At 70.3% G+C, this 17094-nt stretch carries 15 protein-coding genes and 1 pseudogene; 3 read left to right on the top strand and 13 right to left on the bottom strand.

Annotated features, from left to right (window positions below; all coding sequences use genetic code 11):
* Positions 1 to 27: 27 nt before the first annotated feature.
* Genes WCE37_RS12365 through dgcN form a run of 3 tightly spaced genes read right to left on the bottom strand, consistent with a single transcriptional unit; the run spans position 28 to position 3712 of the window.
* The gene (locus WCE37_RS12365) at positions 28 to 1659 is read right to left on the bottom strand and encodes an amidohydrolase family protein (RefSeq protein WP_343279623.1); all 1632 of its coding nucleotides are present in this window, start codon (positions 1657 to 1659) and stop codon (positions 28 to 30) included.
* On the bottom strand, positions 1656 to 2663 hold the full coding sequence (dgcA, locus tag WCE37_RS12360) for an N-acetyl-D-Glu racemase DgcA (RefSeq protein ID WP_343279622.1): 1008 nt from the start codon (positions 2661 to 2663) through the stop codon (positions 1656 to 1658). Before dgcA ends, WCE37_RS12365 begins: the two co-directional genes overlap by 4 nt.
* Entirely contained in the window at positions 2657 to 3712 is a 1056-nt protein-coding gene (gene dgcN, locus WCE37_RS12355; protein ID WP_343279621.1) for an N-acetyltransferase DgcN, read from the bottom strand. The genes dgcA and dgcN overlap by 7 nt, the downstream gene beginning before the upstream one ends.
* A 175-nt stretch (positions 3713 to 3887) precedes the next feature.
* Here dgcN and WCE37_RS12350 point away from each other — a divergent pair, with 175 nt between their 5' ends.
* Positions 3888 to 6230, top strand: coding sequence for an NADP-dependent malic enzyme (locus tag WCE37_RS12350; protein WP_343279620.1), 2343 nt, complete (start codon positions 3888 to 3890; stop codon positions 6228 to 6230).
* On the opposite strand, the gene WCE37_RS12345 is transcribed toward WCE37_RS12350, so the two are convergent.
* From WCE37_RS12345 to WCE37_RS12335, 3 genes are read right to left on the bottom strand one after another with little or no spacing between them, the layout of a single operon-like run.
* Positions 6227 to 6583 carry a response regulator gene (locus WCE37_RS12345; RefSeq protein WP_343279619.1) on the bottom strand — a complete coding sequence of 119 codons (357 nt, stop codon included), beginning with the start codon at positions 6581 to 6583 and terminating at the stop codon, positions 6227 to 6229. The two genes, WCE37_RS12350 and WCE37_RS12345, sit on opposite strands and share 4 nt — an antisense overlap.
* A gap of 7 nt (positions 6584 to 6590) precedes the next feature.
* On the bottom strand, positions 6591 to 7031 hold the full coding sequence (locus tag WCE37_RS12340) for a response regulator (RefSeq protein WP_343255901.1): 441 nt from the start codon (positions 7029 to 7031) through the stop codon (positions 6591 to 6593).
* The gene (locus tag WCE37_RS12335) at positions 7028 to 8830 is read right to left on the bottom strand and encodes an ATP-binding protein (RefSeq protein WP_343279618.1); all 1803 of its coding nucleotides are present in this window, start codon (positions 8828 to 8830) and stop codon (positions 7028 to 7030) included. The genes WCE37_RS12340 and WCE37_RS12335 overlap by 4 nt, the downstream gene beginning before the upstream one ends.
* A 185-nt stretch (positions 8831 to 9015) precedes the next feature.
* On the opposite strand from WCE37_RS12335, the gene aceE reads away from it, so the two are divergent.
* A complete protein-coding gene (aceE, locus tag WCE37_RS12330) occupies positions 9016 to 11709 on the top strand; it encodes a pyruvate dehydrogenase (acetyl-transferring), homodimeric type (RefSeq protein ID WP_343279617.1) in 2694 nt (897 codons plus the stop codon).
* 192 nt (positions 11710 to 11901) lie between these two features.
* On the opposite strand, the gene WCE37_RS12325 is transcribed toward aceE, so the two are convergent.
* The 7 genes and pseudogenes from WCE37_RS12325 to WCE37_RS12295 all read right to left on the bottom strand — a co-directional run bounded on the left by WCE37_RS12325 (position 11902) and on the right by WCE37_RS12295 (position 15875).
* Positions 11902 to 12675 carry a hypothetical protein gene (locus WCE37_RS12325; RefSeq protein ID WP_343279616.1) on the bottom strand — a complete coding sequence of 258 codons (774 nt, stop codon included), beginning with the start codon at positions 12673 to 12675 and terminating at the stop codon, positions 11902 to 11904.
* 170 nt (positions 12676 to 12845) lie between these two features.
* Positions 12846 to 13199 carry a BON domain-containing protein gene (locus WCE37_RS12320; protein WP_343279615.1) on the bottom strand — a complete coding sequence of 118 codons (354 nt, stop codon included), beginning with the start codon at positions 13197 to 13199 and terminating at the stop codon, positions 12846 to 12848.
* A 195-nt stretch (positions 13200 to 13394) separates the two neighbouring features.
* A complete protein-coding gene (locus WCE37_RS12315) occupies positions 13395 to 13658 on the bottom strand; it encodes a DUF3297 family protein (protein WP_343256181.1) in 264 nt (87 codons plus the stop codon).
* Positions 13659 to 13738: 80 nt separating this feature from the next.
* Positions 13739 to 14206, bottom strand: coding sequence for a peptide-methionine (R)-S-oxide reductase MsrB (gene msrB, locus WCE37_RS12310; RefSeq protein WP_343256191.1), 468 nt, complete (start codon positions 14204 to 14206; stop codon positions 13739 to 13741).
* A gap of 54 nt (positions 14207 to 14260) precedes the next feature.
* Positions 14261 to 14530 (bottom strand): annotated as a pseudogene (locus tag WCE37_RS12305) (DUF4031 domain-containing protein); the annotation flags it as partial.
* 7 nt (positions 14531 to 14537) lie between these two features.
* Entirely contained in the window at positions 14538 to 15107 is a 570-nt protein-coding gene (locus tag WCE37_RS12300) for a DUF3016 domain-containing protein (protein ID WP_343279614.1), read from the bottom strand.
* A gap of 57 nt (positions 15108 to 15164) precedes the next feature.
* Positions 15165 to 15875 (bottom strand): arylesterase, encoded by a 711-nt coding sequence (locus WCE37_RS12295; RefSeq protein ID WP_343279613.1) that lies wholly within the window; start codon positions 15873 to 15875, stop codon positions 15165 to 15167.
* A 211-nt stretch (positions 15876 to 16086) separates the two neighbouring features.
* On the opposite strand from WCE37_RS12295, the gene WCE37_RS12290 reads away from it, so the two are divergent.
* Positions 16087 to 17094, top strand: a complete 1008-nt coding sequence (locus tag WCE37_RS12290) for a L,D-transpeptidase (RefSeq protein WP_343279612.1) — start codon at positions 16087 to 16089, stop codon at positions 17092 to 17094.

Below are 17094 nucleotides of genomic sequence, written 5' to 3'. Positions count from 1 at the left end.
AGGCCGCCCGCGGGTGGCGGGCGGTGCTCAGGGGCAGGTGCCCGGAGGCGGACGATGCTGGAGCATGCGGCCCGGCAGGGCATGTGCCGCATGGCCCTCGTCGATCACCGGTATTCCGTTGACGAACAGGTGCACGACGCCCGTAGACAGCACGTCCGGCCGGATGTAGTCGGCCTTCGGCGCGTAGGCCTCCGGGTCGAACACCAGCACGTCTGCGAACTGCCCGGCGCGCAGGAAGCCGCGATCGGCGATGCCGAACGTGGTCGCGGTCAGCCCGGTGGAGCGGTGGATGAAAGCGGCCAGGTCGATCACACCCTCACCCACGACGAAGCGCGCGTACTTCTCGGGAAAGGTCGCGTACTGGCGCGGGTGGCCATCGCCGCCGTCGGAGGCGGTCAGCACCCAGGCTTGGCGCATGAGCAGGTCGACGTCATCGCGGCGCATGTTGAACGAGGCGATGCGCTGCGCCGAGCCGGTGCGCCCGGTGCCGCCTTCGCGGATGATGCGCAGCGCGGCTTCGACAGGGTCGAGGCCGGCCTCGACGGCGAACTGCTGCAGCGTGCGCGCACTCCACGGCCAGCCGGTGCCGGTCATCAGGATCGCGTCGGCACCGCCGCGGCGCTTGAGGTTGTCGCGGATGCCGTCGCGGATGCGGGCGGCATTGACCGGGTCGTCGAGCCGCTCGAACAGCGCCGGACGCCCGCCGTCCACCGCCCAGCGCGGCAGCAGCGCGGCGCCAAGGCTGGTGGAGGAGGCCAGCCACGGATACTGGTCGGCGGTCACGCGCTGGCCTTCGGCGCGCGCGCGCTCGATGCGCGCGACGATGTCGCCTGCGCTGCCGTGGACGTCCGCGCCCAGCGCCTTGATGTGCGCGATGTGCACCGGAAGCCGTGCGCGCCGGCCGATTTCCAGCACTTCCTCGATCGAGCCCATCAGGCCCAGCGAGTAGCTCGATTCGTCGCGCTGGTGGGTGTCGTAGATCCCGCCGCGGACGCCGGCTTCGTGCGCGAGCGCGACCACCTCGTCGGTCGAAGCGAAGCTTTGCGGCGCGTAGAACAGGCCGGCGGAGAGGCCGAAGGCGCCCTCGCACATCGCGTTCGCGACCAGGCCGCGCATGCGCGCCAGCTCGGCGTCGTCGGGTGCGCGTGCATCGTGCCCAAGCACGCGTCGGCGCACGGGGCCGAGGCCGACGTAGGCGGCGACGTTGGTGCCGGTGCCCGCGGCTTCCAGCGCCGCGCGCTCGGCGGCGATATCCGGTGTGCCGCCGCCGTCGATGCCGATGAAGATCGTGCTCACGCCCTGGTGCAGCCAGGGCAGGAGGCGCCGCATCGCCGGATCCTGCGAGCGCAGGTAGGTGTCGGGATGGGTATGCGGGTCGATCAGCCCCGGCGACACCACGTGGCCGCTGGCGTCGATTTCGCGCGCCGCGCGGTAGCGCCGTCGCAGGCCGGGTCCGACTTCGAGGATGCGGTCGCCGCGGATCGCGATGTCGGCGCTCCGGCCGGGCCCGTCGCCACCGTCGAACAGCAGGCCGCCGTGGATCAGGGTGTCAGCTTCATTCCTGGCCTCGACTGCGGACGGCTGCTGCGGCTGCGGCCGACTGGCGCATCCGGCGGGCAGCAGCAGGCAGGCAACCATCAGGCCGCGGGCGGCCCTCATGCGGCGTGCGCGTCCCTGGCGCGAGTGCCGCCACCCCACAGCGCCGGTGCCGCGGGCTGCAGCAGGCCGTCGCGCATGGCCACGCCGCCGGCGTGGTCGTCTTTCAGCCACAGCGGCCCGTCGAGGTCGACGAATTCGGCGTGGCGCGCGATGTGCCACGCCGGCGCGATCGCAAGCGAGGAGCTGATCATGCAGCCGACCATGATCTCGAAGCCCTGCACGCGCGCCGCGTCCAGGAGTTCCAGCGCGCCGGTGAGGCCGCCGGTCTTGTCGAGCTTGATGTTGACCACCTGGTAGCGCCCGCGCAGGCGCGCCAGGTCGTCCGCGGTGTGGCAGGACTCGTCGGCGCACAGGCGCGTGACCGGTACGAATCCGAGCAGGGCGTCGTCCTCGCCGGCAGGGAGCGGCTGCTCGACCAGGTCGATGCGGGCCTCCGCAAGCACCGCCTGCATCGCCTGCAGCAGTTCGAAGGACCAGCTTTCGTTGGGATCGACGATCAGGCGTGCACGGGGCAGCACGTCGCGCACGGCGCGGATCTGTGCGGCGGGATCGGTGGCATCGACCTTGATCTTCACCAGGTCGAGGTGGGCGAGCGCGCGCGCCGCCTCGGCCATGCGTTCCGGCGTGTCGAGGCCCACGGTCTGCGCGCAGACCAGGGGCGGGACATCGGGCTGGCCCAGCAGCGACGCGACCGCGGCCGCCTGCTGCTGCGACTCGAGGTCCCAGAGCGCGCAGTCCAGGGCATTGCGCGCTGCGCCCGGGGACAGCAGTTCGCACAGTCCGCGCCGGTCCAGGCCGCCGGCGATGGCCGGGGCCAGCAGCGAGGCCTGGTCGATCACCGAGGCCACGCTTTCGCCGTAGCGCGCGTAGGGCATCGACTCCCCGCGGCCGGTGCATCCGCCGCGGCTGACCGTCGCCACCACCACTTCGGCCGAGGTGCGCGTGCCGCGCGAGATCCGGAAGGGCGTCGCCAGCATGTGGCTGGCATGCGCCAGGCTCAGCACGGCACCGATTCCAGCAGCCGGTCGACGATCCGCGCCACGCCGCCGCGCATCGGGTCCTGTGCCGGCAGTCCGAGCAGGTCCTCGGCCTCGCGGCAGGCGCGCTCGGCACCGGCCGGGTCGAGCTTCGAGGTGTTGAGTGCCAGGCCGACCGCGACCACGCCGGGACTGGTCAGCCGTGCCGCGGCGAGGTTTGCTTCCAGCGTGGCGGCCAGGCCGGGCAGCGGGTAGTGGCGGAGGCCGCGCATGTGCGGGCGGCCGGGTTCGTGGCACAGCACCAGTGCGTCGGGCTGGGCGCCGTGCAGCAGGCCCAGCGACACGCCCGCGTACGAGGGATGGAACAGCGACCCCTGGCCTTCGATCAGGTCCCAGCCGCCATCGTGGCGCTCGGGCGACAGCCATTCGATGCCGCCTGAAATGAAGTCGGCGACCACCGCGTCGATCGGGATCCCGCGCCCGGCCACGAAGATGCCGGTCTGGCCGGTGGCGCGGAAGTCGGCGGCCAGGCCGCGGCCGCGCATCTCGGTTTCCAGCGCCAGCGTGGTGTACATCTTGCCGGTGGAACAGTCGGTGCCGACGGTCAGCAGCCGGCACCCGGCGCGCTTCGCGCCGTTGCCGACCGGCGTGGCCGGCGGGGTGCGGGCGTCGAACAGGTGGCGACCGTTGCGGCGCGCGGCCTCGACGATCTCCGGGTGCGAGACCAGCCGTTCGTGCAGGCCCGAGGCGACGTTCATGCCGGCATCCAGCGCCGCGATGATGTCCGCGACCGAGTCCGCGCCCAGCCGCCCGCCGGCATTGGCCACGCCAACAATCATGGTGTTGGCGCCGGCGGCGCGGGCCTGGGCGAAGTCCATGTCCGGCACGTGCACGCTGGTCCTGCATTCCGGCCCGCGGAACTGGCCCACGCACCATTCGGGCCGGAACTGCACCAGCCCGCGCGCGGTTTTGGCGGCAAGGTCGTCCGCCGCGTTGCCCAGGTACAGCAGGAACGGCGGCGGCCAGCGCGATGCGTCCGTGGCGGCGGTGGATGAGGCGGAAACGGTGGCGGGCATGGCCTGGTGCGTCCTGTGCGGCCCGGCTGGGCAGGGGGAGTTCCATCTTCGGTCCTGGGCATATGTCCCGCCATTGAAAAGATGCCGTCCGCGCATAACCCGGGGTTATGGCATCGCCGGGCCGCACCGGCCCGGGGAGCTAGAATGGACGGCCCGCCAGGACCACAGCCACGCCATGACCGAACAGCCGCCAGCCAGCCCGTCGTCCACCGAAGAGTTCAAGCAGGCGGCGCTCGACTACCACCGGGTCAGTCCGCACGGCAAGATCAAGGTGGTCCCGACCAAGGCCCTGGTGACGCAGCGCGAACTGGCCCTGGCGTACTCGCCCGGCGTGGCCTACGCCTGCGAGGCGATCGTGGCCGAGCCCGACGAGGCCAGCACGCTCACCGCCCGCGGCAACCTGGTGGCGGTGATCACCAACGGCACCGCGGTGCTGGGCCTGGGCGACATCGGCCCGCTGGCGAGCAAGCCGGTGATGGAAGGCAAGGGCGTGCTGTTCCAGAAGTTCGCCGGCATCGACGTGTTCGACATTGAAGTCGACGAGCGCGATCCCGACCGGCTGGTCGACATCATCGCCAGCCTCGAACCGACCTTCGGCGGCATCAACCTCGAGGACATCAAGGCGCCGGAGTGCTTCATCGTCGAGCGCAAGCTGCGCGAGCGGCTGAAGATCCCGGTGTTCCACGACGACCAGCACGGCACCGCGATCATCGTCGGCGCGGCGCTGATCAACGCCCTGGAGATCGCCGGCAAGCGCATCGACGAAGTGAAGATCGCGCATTCCGGCGCCGGTGCGGCCGGCATCGCCTGCCTGGACATGCTGGTGGCGCTGGGCGCGACGCCGGCCAACATCCTCGCCGCCGACCGCGACGGCGTGATCCACACCGGGCGCGAAGGCATGGATCCGGACCGCGCGCGCTACGCCCGCGACACCACAAAGCGCAGCCTGGGCGAGATCGTGGAGGGCGCCGACGTGTTCCTGGGCCTCTCCGCCGGCGGCGTGCTGACGACCGACATGGTCACGACCATGGCCGCGCGCCCGGTGATCCTGGCCCTGGCCAACCCCCATCCCGAGATCCTGCCCGATGCCGCGCGCGCCGCGCGCCCGGACAGCATCATCGCCACCGGTCGCTCCGACTATCCGAACCAGGTCAACAACGTCCTCTGCTTCCCCTACATCTTCCGCGGCGCGCTCGACGTCGGCGCGACCGAGATCAACGAGCGCATGAAGCTCGCCTGCGTGCATGCGATCGCGGACCTGGCGCGGCGGGAATCATCCGACCTCGGCGCCGCGTACGGCGGCGACGTGCTGTCCTTCGGCGCCGACTACTTCATCCCCCGGCCCTTCGACCCGCGCCTGCTGATGACCCTCGCGCCCGCGGTCGCGCAGGCGGCCATGGAGTCGGGCGTGGCGCGCCGGCCGCTGGCCGACGTCGATGCCTATCGCGAGAAGCTGGGCCAGTTCGTGCACCGCACCGGCCTGGTCATGAAGCCGGTCTACGAGCGCGCGCGCGCCGACGTGAAGCGCATCGTCTACGCGGAAGGCGAAGAGGAAACGGTGCTGCGCGCGGTGCAGTCGGTGGCCGACGAGCAGCTTGCGCGGCCGATCCTGATCGGCCGGCCCGAGGTCATCGCACAGCGCATCGAGCGCCTGGGCCTGCGCCTGGAGGAAGGCCGCGACTTCGAACTCACCAACATCCACGACGACCCGCGCTTTGGCGACTACTGGCGCCAGTACCACGCGCTCACCGAACGCCGCGGCGTGACCCCGGACGCGGCCAAGAACCTGGTGCGCTCGCGCGCCACTCTGATCGCGGCGCTGATGGTCCAGCGCGGCGAGGCCGACGGCATGATCTGCGGCCTGGTCGGCCGCTACCACAAGAAGCTCGGCTACCTGCGCACCGTGTTCGGGCTCGACCGCGGGGTGGCCGGCACCTCGGCCATGACCGGCGTGATCAACGACCGCGGCGTGTGGTTCTTCCTCGACACCCACGTGCAGGTCGATCCCACGGCCGAACAGATCGCCGAGGCCACGCTGCAGGGCGCCTACCGGCTCAAGCTGTTCGGCATCGAGCCGCGGGTGGCGCTGCTGTCGCATTCGAACTTCGGCAGCCACGACAACCCGAGCGCGGCGAAGATGCGTCGGGTGCGCGAGATCCTGGTGAAGCGCGCGCCGCGCCTGGACATGGACGGCGAGATGCAGGGCGACACCGCATGGGACGCGGTGCTGCGCGAGCGCATGTGTCCGAACACCACCCTCACCGGCCGCGCCAACATGTACGTGCTGCCCAACATCGACTCGGCCAACATCGCCTACAACCTGGTGCGGGTGATGACCGACGGCGTGGCGCTCGGACCGATCCTGATGGGCGTCGACCATCCTGCGCACGTGCTGACCGCGGGCAGCACGCCGCGGCGCGTGGTCAACATGACCGCGATCACCGCGGTGGAAGCGCAGATCCGCGCCGTGCGTCGCAGCAGCAGCGGCGGCGGGTCCGCGGAAGCGGACGGCGTCTAGGCGCGAACGAGTCCGCGCGCCAGTTCGACCAGGCGCGCGGGGTCGTCCTTCAGCACCACCGCGTGGGCGTCGGGCAGCTCGCCGGCGCCCTGCGGCGGCTCGGCACCGGTCAGGATCACGTAGCAGGCCTCCGGCGCATGCCGCCGGGCCGCCGCCAGAACCTCCGCGCAGGACCAGCCGGGGAGGTTGAGGTCGCAGAGCACCAGATCCGGGACGAAGCCCTCGCAGGCCGCGGGCAGCGCGCTTTCGCGCTGGACGCTGCGGCATTCGATCACGATCCGGGCCTCGCGCAGCGCGAATTCCGTCAGCTCGGCGTCGTCGCGCGAATCATCCACGATCAGCACGCGGAGCACGGCGACGTCAGCCTTCGCCCGGGGACTCGTTGAGCACCGCCCAGAACTTGCCCAGCGTGCGCACGGCCTCGAAGAACTGGTCGACATCGACCGGCTTCACCACGTAGGCATTGACGCCGAGGTCCCAGCTGCGCGCAAGGTCGTTCTCTTCGCGCGAGGACGACAGGATCACCACCGGCATGCGCTTGAGGCTCTCGTGCTTGCGCAGCTCGGTGAGGACCTCCAGGCCGTCCATGCGCGGCATCTTGATGTCGAGCAGCAGCACGGCCGGGTCGCCCTCGGGACGGTCGGCGAACTTGCCGCGGCGGAACAGGTAGTCGAGCGCCTCCACGCCGTCCTCGACGTGGACGATGGGGTTGGCGAGGTGGGCGTCCCTCAAAGCGTCGACGGCCATCTCGGCGTCGTGCGGGCTGTCCTCGGCGAGGAGGATCGTGCGGATGGCGGTCATGCGGTCTGACTCCGTTGGCTCAGGTCGAGGTTGGCTGGGAGAGTGAAATGGAAAGTAGCGCCCTTGCCGGGCTCGGCTTCGGCCCAGATGCGGCCATTGTGCCGGGTGACCACGCGCTTTGCGCTGGCCAGGCCGATGCCGGTGCCGCTGAATTCGCTGGGGGCATGCAGGCGCTGGAACACGCCGAACAGCTTGCCGGCGTAGGCCATGTCGAAGCCGGCGCCGTTGTCGCGGACGCTGAAGACGTGCTCGCCGTCGGTGCCCAGGGCGTGCTCGACGGTGATGGCAGCCGGCTCGCTCTGCATGCTGTACTTGACCGCGTTGCCCATCAGGTTGCCCCAGAGCTGGCGCAGCATGTTCTCGTCGGCCACCAGCACCGGCATCGGCCCGATGCGCCACTGCACGTGGTGCCCGGGTGCCTCGGTGGCGACGTTGCTGTCGAGCATCGCCCGGGTTTCCTCGACCAGCGACTGGATGTCCACTGCCTGCAGGCGCAGCGCGCTGCGGCCCAGGCGCGAATAGACCAGCAGGTCGTCGATCAGCTCCGACATGCGCTTGGCCGAGCCACCGATCACGCCGATGTAGTGGGCGCCCTTTTCGTCGATGTCTTCGCCCAGATGGCGGCGCAGCTTGTCGGCGAAGCCGGCGATGTGGCGCAGCGGGGCGCGCAGGTCGTGCGAAACCGAATAGCTGAAGGCCTCGAGCTCGCGGTTGACGTCGGACACCTGCTCGACCTTGCCTTCCAGCTGGCGGTTCAGGTCGCGGATGTGCTCTTCGCTGGCCTTCTGCAGGCTGATGTCGCTGGCAGTCACCAGGGCGACGGTGTCGTCGCTGTCGGGAAGCTCCATCAGGCGTGCGTTGACCAGCATCACCCGCTGCATGGAATCGGCGGTGCGCTGCGTCAGCTCGTAGTCCCAGAGTTCACGGTCGCGGCCGCAGACGTCGCGCAGCCGGCGCAGCGTTTCCTCGTCGTTCCAGGCGCCGGAGCCGACCTCGGACAGCAGCTGCCCGCGGCCATCCTCCCCGAGTCCGAACAGCTCGCTGAAGGCGGCGTTGTGCATCACGATGCGCAGCGACTTGTCGAGCAGCACGATCGGCTCGCGCACGGTGTCCAGCACGGCCGCGGCGCGCAGGTTGGCGCGCTGCGAGGCGACTTCCGCGAGGCCGCGCCGGTCGGAGTCGCGGGCGGCCAGCGTGGCCAGGCCAACCAGCAGCAGGATCTGCGCGAACAGGGTGCCGCCGGACAGCCAGGACGCCTGGCTGCGCGCGCGTTCCGCGACCGCGGTGCGTTCGGCGAGCAGCATGCGCTCGGCGTTCACCATTTCCGCGATCGGCGCCTGCACCGGGAACTGTTCCGCCAGTCGCTGCAGCTCCGCCTGGTCGACTCCGCCGCCGGGCGCGACCAGGCGTTCGATCTGGTCCAGGCGCTGGCTGATGCTCTCGCGGAGCCGGCCGATGCGCACCTGCTGATCGGCCGAGTCGCGGGTGAGTTCCTCGATGGTGTCCAGCGTCGGCTTGATCACCGTGAGGCTGTAGTCCATGCGCTCCTCGAGAATCGGCGCGTCGGCGCCGAGGAGGCGTTCCAGCGTGACCGCCTCGATGTTGCGCACCGCGGCGCTGACGATCTGCAGGGCGGCCTCGACCTGCAGCGTGTGCGCCACCATGGTCTCGGCGTCGCGGTTGCGCTCCTCGGCCATGCGCAGCAGCAGGAACGGCGCGACCACGATCACGAGCACGGCCAGGACCAGCAGCGGAATGCGCCAGCGGGAGGCGACCAGTGGCGTGGCGGCGGAGGGCATCGGCGACGGGTTCCCCTGGGTGGATCGGTGCGCCGGCGCGCAGGAGCGCCGGCCAGCCGCAGGATCATCGTCCAAGCGGGTGCCATCAGGCAAACGCGCTCGCCGGCCCTGGCGGCGGCGCTGGTAGAATCGGGGGTCCCAAGACCCACGACAGACGCGGCCGGTGTGCCGTTGCGGAGCAGAGCATGAACAGCTGGCTGAACGACGTCCTCGAGAACGATCCGGATCCAACCGAGTCCCGCGAGTGGCTGGAGTCCCTGAAGGCGGTCATCGATGCCGAAGGCACCGGGCGCGCCCACCAGCTGCTGGAAGGCATGGTCGAACTGACCCGCCGCGCCGGCGCCCACCTGCCGTTCGCGCCGACCACCGAATACATCAACACCATTCCGCCGCACCTGGAGCCGAAGATCCCCGGCGACCAGACCATGGAATGGCGCATCCGCTCGATCATCCGCTGGAACGCGATGGCGATGGTGGTGCGCGCCAACCGCAAGCCCGGCGACCTCGGCGGCCACATCGCCAGCTTCGCCTCCAGCGCGACGCTGTACGACGTCGGCTTCAACCACTTCTGGCGCGCGCCTTCGGAAAACCACCCCGGCGACCTGCTCTACATCCAGGGCCACTCCTCGCCCGGCATCTATGCGCGCTCCTTCCTCGAGGGACGCATCAGCGAGTCGCAGATCGACCACCTTCGCATGGAGGTCGACGGCCGCGGTATCCCGTCCTACCCGCATCCCTGGCTGATGCCGGACTACTGGCAGACGCCTACGGTGTCGATGGGCCTGGGCCCGATCGCCGCCATCTACCAGGCGCGCAACTGGAAGTACCTGGAGGCGCGCGGCCTGATGCCGAAGTCCGACCGCAAGGTCTGGTGCTTCCTCGGCGACGGCGAGACCGACGAGCCGGAGAGCCTGGGCGCGATCTCGATCGCCGGCCGCGAGGGCCTGGACAACCTGGTCTTCGTCATCAACTGCAACCTGCAGCGGCTGGACGGGCCCGTGCGCGGCAACGGCAAGATCATCCAGGAGCTGGAAGGCAACTTCCGCGGCGCCGGCTGGAACGTCCTCAAGACCATCTGGGGCAGCTACTGGGATCCACTCCTGGCCCGCGACAAGGACGGCATCCTGCGCAAGCTGATGATGGAAACCGTCGATGGCGAGTACCAGAACTGCAAGGCCTTTGGCGGCAAGTACACGCGCGACAACTTCTTCGGCAAGTATCCCGAGACCGCGGCGATGGTCGCCAACCTGTCCGACGACGACATCTGGCGCCTCAACCGGGGCGGCCACGACCCGCACAAGGTGTACGCGGCGTACCGGAGCGCGGTCGAGACCAGGGGCCAGCCCACGGTGATCCTGGCCAAGACGGTCAAGGGCTACGGCATGGGGTCGGCCGGCGAGGCGCTGAACCCGACCCACCAGACCAAGAAGCTCGATGACGAGGCCGTGCGCGCCTTCCGCGACCGCTTCAAGATCCAGCTCGACGACGAGCAGCTGAAGGACGGCGCGGTGCCGTTCTTCCACCCCGGCGAGAAGTCCGAGGAAATCGAGTACATGAAGGAGCGCCGCGCCGCGCTCGGCGGCTATCTGCCGCAGCGGCGCCGGAAGAGCACGGAGACGCTCGCCGCGCCGAAGCTGGAGGTGTACGAACGCCTGCTCAAGGACACCGGCGAGCGCGAGATCAGCACCACGATGGCCTTCGTGCAGTCGCTGGGCATCACCCTGCGCGACAAGAAGGTCGGTCCGCGCGTGGTACCGATCGTCTGCGACGAGGCGCGCACCTTCGGCATGGAAGGCCTGTTCCGCCAGATCGGCATCTACGCCCCGGACGGCCAGAAGTACAAGCCGGTCGACCGCGACCAGCTGATGTACTACCGCGAGGACGCCACCGGCCAGGTGCTGCAGGAAGGCATCTCCGAGGCCGGTGCGTTCGCCTCGTGGATGGCGGCCGCAACCAGCTACAGCAGCAACGACCTGCCGATGCTGCCGTTCTACATCTACTACTCGATGTTCGGCTTCCAGCGCGTCGGCGACGCCGCCTGGCAGGCTGCGGACATGCGCGCGCGCGGCTTCCTGCTTGGCGCCACCGCCGGCCGCACCACGCTCAACGGCGAGGGCCTGCAGCACGAGGACGGCCACAGCCACCTGCTGGCCGGCGCCATACCCAACTGCCGGGCCTACGACCCCACCTTCGCCGGCGAGGTGGCGGTGATCCTGCAGGAGGGCATGCGCCGCATGCTCGACGAGCAGCAGGACGAGTACTGGTACCTCACGCTCATGAACGAGAACTACGTCCACCCGGCGCTGCCCGAGGGCGCGGCCGAGGGCGTGATCCGCGGCATGTACCTGCTGAAGGACGCGGGCAAGCCGAGGAAGGGCGAACTGCGCGTGCAGCTGATGGGTTCGGGCACGATCCTGCGCGAGGCCATCGCCGCGGCCGAGCTCCTGGACAAGGACTTCGGCGTCACCGCCGACATCTGGTCCTGCCCGAGCTTCACCGAACTCAGCCGCGACGGCTTCGATGTCGAGCGCTGGAATCGCCACAACCCGGAAGCGAAGAAGCCGCGCAAGGCCTACATCACCGGGCTGCTCGAAGGCCACCAGGGCCCGGCGATCGCGGCCACCGACTACGTGCGCGCGTTTGCCGACCAGGTCCGCGCTTTCGTGCCGATGCACTACACCGTGCTGGGCACGGATGGCTTCGGACGCTCGGACACCCGCGCCAACCTGCGCCGGCACTTCGAGGTCGACCGCTTCCACATCGCCCATGCCGCGATCGACGCCCTGGCAAAGGACGGCACGATGACCGCAAAGGACGCAGCGCGCGCGCTGAAGCTTTACAGGATCGACACCGACCGGCCGAACCCGCTGCACGCCTGAGCGGGACGCAGTCGCCCGGGCCCCCGGGCCATGTCGGCTTCGCCAGGGACCTGGCTGGCCGGGGCGGATATTTGCCCGGCTGTTCTATGCCATGTGCCACGGCGACACGAATGAAGAGGCCCCCGCAAGCGGGGGCCTCGTGGTCATGCTGTACATAGCCGGCTGTCGCAGCCGGCTGTTGCAGCCGGTGGATCAGCGGCCGTCGCGGTCCGCATCGCCAGGCATGCGTTCCTCGACGCGGTGCCAGGCGTCCTTGACCGCGGCCTTGGCGTCCTGCCAGCCGAGGCGCGACTCGCCCTTGGCCTGCTCCCAGCCGCGCTCGAGTTCCGACTCGGTCTGCGGAGACCACGACGCCTGCGGACGCGAGGTGCGCGCCTGGGTGCCGTAGCGGTAGGCCGAGCGATAGTCGTCAAAACCAAAGCCGTCGCTGTAGTAATCGGTCTTGTCGTACTGCTTCGAGTAGTGCTGGTCCGTATCCTCGTAGGCGCTGTAGGTGCGGTCCGTGCGGGCATACGCATCCTGCACCGCGGGCCGCGCCGTGTCCCAGTCCAGGCTCGAGTCGCCGCGGGCCTCGTTCCAGCGCTGCTGCAGCTGCGGCTCGGCTTCGTTCCATTCGCGCCGGCCGGACTCGTTGCGGTATTCGGTGCCCATGCGGTAGGCGGGCGCGTAGTCGCGGTCGAAGTCGCGGTTGGCCTGGTAGTACTCGCGGTTGCCGGCATCCTGTCGCCAGTATTCGACTTCGGCCGTCGGGTCGACGCGTTCCGCAAGCGATTTGCCGCCGGCGGCGCCGCCCACGGCACCGATGCCACCTCCGACCAGGGTGCCGATGGGGCCGAAGAGGCTGCCGACCGCGGCGCCGGCAAGCGCACCCGCCGTGCCGCCGGCGGCCACGCCCACGGGATGTGAACCCGGGGCGCCGCTGATCGGGTCGCGGTTTGCGTCGGGGGAAGAGTCTCTGTTGTTCATCCGTGCGTTCCTGCGTTGTCGGGGGAACATCGACTATTGCGCGCGGCGGGTTGTGGCGGCGTGGAGGCTGCGCGCAGGCGCGGATAACATTTGGCTGCGCGCGCGCCATTCAGGCAAAAAAAGACACCGGCGCGTGGCCGGTGTCCGTGTGCAACGCAGTCGGCGCGGATCTATTCGGTCGGGTCGACGCGCAGGCCCGTGGTATCGACATCGGTCACGCCCTCGATGCCGGACGCAATGCGGAGGGCTTCGTCGATCTGCGCCTGGCTGTCGACATCACCGCTCAGGGTCACTACGCCGTTGACCGTCTCGACGTCGACCTGCAGGCCGGCGACGTCTTCGTCGGCAAGCAGGCTGGCCTTGACCTTGGTGGTGATCCAGGTGTCATCGACGGGCTGATCCGAGTCGGCCGTGGCGCTGCGGTCGGTCTGCGGGTCGTTGTCATTGGCCACCGCGCTGCCACCGGCAACGAGCAGGGCGAGGGCGGCGGCGAGGAGGCCGGTGTGCTGGATGCGCGTGTTCATCTTGCAGTGCTCCGCTGTGTGGGGGAGCTTGCGATTTTCCGGTTGTGCGCATCGACGGAGCGTGAGCGGCGCGAGCGGTGAATGGCAGCCGCGCGATTTCATCCGCTGCGCGCAGCGCAGACGGCCAGCGCGTGGATCTCGCGTGGCAAACCCCCGCGAGGACGGGGCGCCTGCGGGCGCCCCGTGCCGAGTGCGTCAGGCGGAGTCGCCTGCGTCGGCAGCATCGCGGAAATAGGGCTCCACGCTGCCGTTGATCTTCATCGTCATCGGGTTGCCGCGGCGGTCCAGCGCACGACCCACGGCGACCCGGATCCAGCCCTCGCTGATGCAGTATTCCTCGACGTTGGTGCGCTCGTCGCCGTTGAAGCGGATGCCGATGCCGCGCTGCATGGCCTCCTCGTCGTAGTGGGGACTGCGCGGGTCGTTGCTGAGGCGGTCGGGCGGGGTGGTCTGGGTCATCGTGGATTCCGTGCTGGAGACGCGATGCGTGCCGAGGCGCGCGGCGCAAGAGGATACCCGGGCGCGGCCGTGGACGCCGCTCAGGCGGCCGGCAGGCCCTCGGGCGCACCGCGGCCCAGCAGGTCCGGCAGCGGGTCGCCGTCGGCAGTGAAGTCCAGGGACACGGAGTTGAGGCAGTGGCGCTCGCCGGTGGGCGGTGGGCCATCGGGGAAAACATGGCCAAGGTGGCTGCCGCAGCGCGCGCAGACTTCTTCGACCCGCACCATGCCGTGGCTGCTGTCGCGCACGTAGCGGATGTGCGCGGGGTCCACGGGCGTGGTGAAGCTGGGCCAGCCGGTGCCGGAGTCGAACTTCGCGCTGGCGCGGAACAGCGGCAGGCCGCAGAAGCCGCAGGTATAGGTGCCCTCGCGCTTGTTGTCGAGGAAGGCGCCGCAGAACGGGGCTTCGGTGCCGTGGGCGAGGAGCACCCGGCGGGCCTCGTCGTCGAGGGCCTCGCTGAGCCTGCGGCGGCTGGCATCGTCCGGCGGGGAGAGGTCGAAGGCGGTCATGCGCGGCTCCTGTGGGAATTCATCGCCGCCATTATCGTCCCCGACGGCGTTGCGGCGCCCCTGGCGGCGGGCATTGGCAATGACCGCGCGCATCTGCACACGGTCGCGATGCCGGGAAATGGGCACCGCACCGAGCACGATCGCGCGCTCCCGCAGCTCGGCGGTGACGTCGTAGTGGGCGCCGCTGGTCTTGTCCTGGAAGGCACGCCGCGGCATGCCCAGGGCGGCGGCAAACGCATGCAGCTCGTCCAGCGTGTCGGCCATCAGATGCGCCCAGCGGCGGCCGCGCCAGAGCGTCACCGCGTCGTCGACATAGACCGCCATCGGGCCGTCAGTCGCCCCTGCCGGAGAGGTCGCGACGGATCCAGTCGTCGACCAGGCGCTTCTCGTGGCGCAGGGCGTCGCCCATCGCCACCGTGCCCCCGGCCCGCTGCAGGAAGCCGAGGTCGGTGAGCTCGCGCGCACCGCTGTCCACGATCTGGCCCGATGCGTCGAAGCGCGTGTAGGACAGGTCGATCCGGGGCGGATAGATGTCACGGACGATGCGCACATGATCGCTGCGCCCGGCGGCAGGTTCGAACTCGCCGGCGCGCTTGATGTCGGTGATCTCGACTTCAAGGCGCTCGCCGGGTGCGAGTGCCGCGGCGGCACGCCGCGCAAGGTGCTTTGCGATCGCGCGGACCCAGTCGCCGCGCCTGGCTTCGAACCTGTTGCGGCTGAAGCGCACTTCGCTGAATCCGGCCGGATCCGACCACGACACCGCCACCGGGCCATCCTGGTCCAGGCTGCGCGGATAGTCGGGATCGGTGACGTCGATGGCCGCGGCCGAGCCCGCGAGCGACAGGGCGGCCACGAGGAAGGCGGCGGCGATGAAACCGGGAATGCGTCGGGCGCGAATCATGGCGGCGCTCCTTGCGGCGGGGCATTCCAGTCTGCTACCGGCGCCGACGGGCTGCAATCAATGAGCGGCCCGCGGACAAGCAGTGTTCAGAAGCGGGGCGAGTGCCTGCCATGCGTGCGTGGCGATCGCCGGCTGTGCGGCGGCGGTGGGATGCAGGTTGTCGTCCTGGAAGCTGGTGCGGTCGCGGGCGACGGGCTCCAGCAGGAAGGGCAGCAGCGGGATGTCGAAGAACGCCGCCAGCCGCTCGTAGACCCGCTCGAAGCCCCGCGCGTACTCGGGGCCGAGGTTGGGCGGCATGCGCATGCCGACCAGCAGCACCTCGGCGCCGACGTGCTGCGACGCACCGACCATGCGTGCCAGGTTGCGATGCAGTTCGGCCAGCGGCAGGCCGCGGAGCGCGTCGTTGGCGCCGAGTGCGATCACCACCACTGCGGGATGATGATGCAGGACCTCGCCGACCACCCGCGCCGAGCCGCCGGCGCTGGTCTCGCCGCTGATGCTGGCGTTGGCGATGCGGCAGCCGGGATAGTCATGCGCGAGGCGTGCGGCGAGCAGCGAAACCCAGCCTTCGTCGGCGGCCAGGCCGTAGCCGGCCGACAGCGAGTCACCCATCACCAGGACCGTGCGCCGGGTGTCGTCACTCCCGTCGGCCTGGCGGGCGGACGCGGGCGCCGCGGCAAGCAAGGCAAGGGCGGCCAGGGCCGGCAGCAGCGTGCGCAGCAGGCGCACCGGCAGGCACTGCCCGGCGGGCAGGGTTCCTCGCAGCATCCGCGTTCTCCGTTTCGCGCCGCGGCTTCGCGGCAGGAACACATGATGCCCGAGTGGCCGCCGTCCAAGCGTCGACGTCGACTGCGCGGCCTGCAGGCCTGCGGCTTCGCAAGCCGGGCCTGAACGCCGGCGGGGCAGGGCGGGCGGCCTTTCACGCTGCATGCTCCACGGCTCGCGCAGCATCGCCGCGACACCTGCCGAGGATTGCCGAATGACGCTTGCCAAGCCACTTGCCCTGGTGCTCTGCACCGTGATCGGGACCGCGCTGCCGACGGCGCATGCGCGCCAGGACGCACCGTCACAGGACGCACCGTCGCAGGAGGCGGCAGCGGCGGTGCCTGCCACGCATCCCGCGAACGATCCCGCCGCGGCCAGTGGTGATGACGCGATGCTGCGTGCACAGGTGCTGCTGGATCGCGCGCACTTTTCCCCCGGCGAAATCGACGGCCGCGGCGGCGGCAACACGCAGCGCGCGATCAGCGCGTTCCAGCGCAGTCGCGGACTCACGGCCAGCGGCGAGCTGGACGAGCCGACGTGGAAAGCGCTGGACAAGGATGCCGCGCCGGTCCTGGTCGAATACGTGGTCACGGCCGCCGATATCGCGGGTCCGTTCAAGCCGCTGCCCGCCGACATGATGGAACAGTCGCGGCTGGAAGCGCTCGGTTTTGAAAGCGCGGCCGAGGCGCTGGGCGAAATGTTCCATGCCAGCCCCGGCCTGCTGCAGCGGCTCAATCCGGACAAGGACCTCGCCGTCGTCGGCTCGCGCATCGTAGTGCCCGCGGTCGACGGTGGCGCGCCGCTGCCGGAGGTCGCGAAGGTGGTCGTGGACAAGTCCGACTCCGTGGTGCGGCTGCTGTCCGCCGATGGCGAAATCGTCGCCCAGTACCCCGCATCGACGGGCAGCGAACGCGATCCGCTGCCGATCGGCGAGTGGACGATCAAGGGCGTCGCGCGCGATCCGACCTTCCACTACAACCCCGAACTGTTCTGGGACGCGGATCCTGCGCACGCCAAGGCCACGTTGGCACCGGGGCCCAACAATCCGGTCGGCGTGGCCTGGGTGGACCTGTCCAAGGAGCACTACGGCATCCACGGCACGCCGGCGCCGGCGCACGTCGGCAAGACCGACTCCCACGGCTGCATCCGGCTGACCAACTGGAACGTGCTCGCGCTTGCGGCCGCGGTCGATCCCGGCACTCCGGCGGTGCTGCAGGAATAG

Origin of the sequence: Luteimonas sp. MJ250 (genome assembly GCF_039548455.1) — a bacterium.
GTDB lineage: Bacteria > Pseudomonadota > Gammaproteobacteria > Xanthomonadales > Xanthomonadaceae > Luteimonas.
Note: the sequence above shows the minus strand (reverse complement) of the source record. Positions and strands in the feature narration are given on the sequence as shown.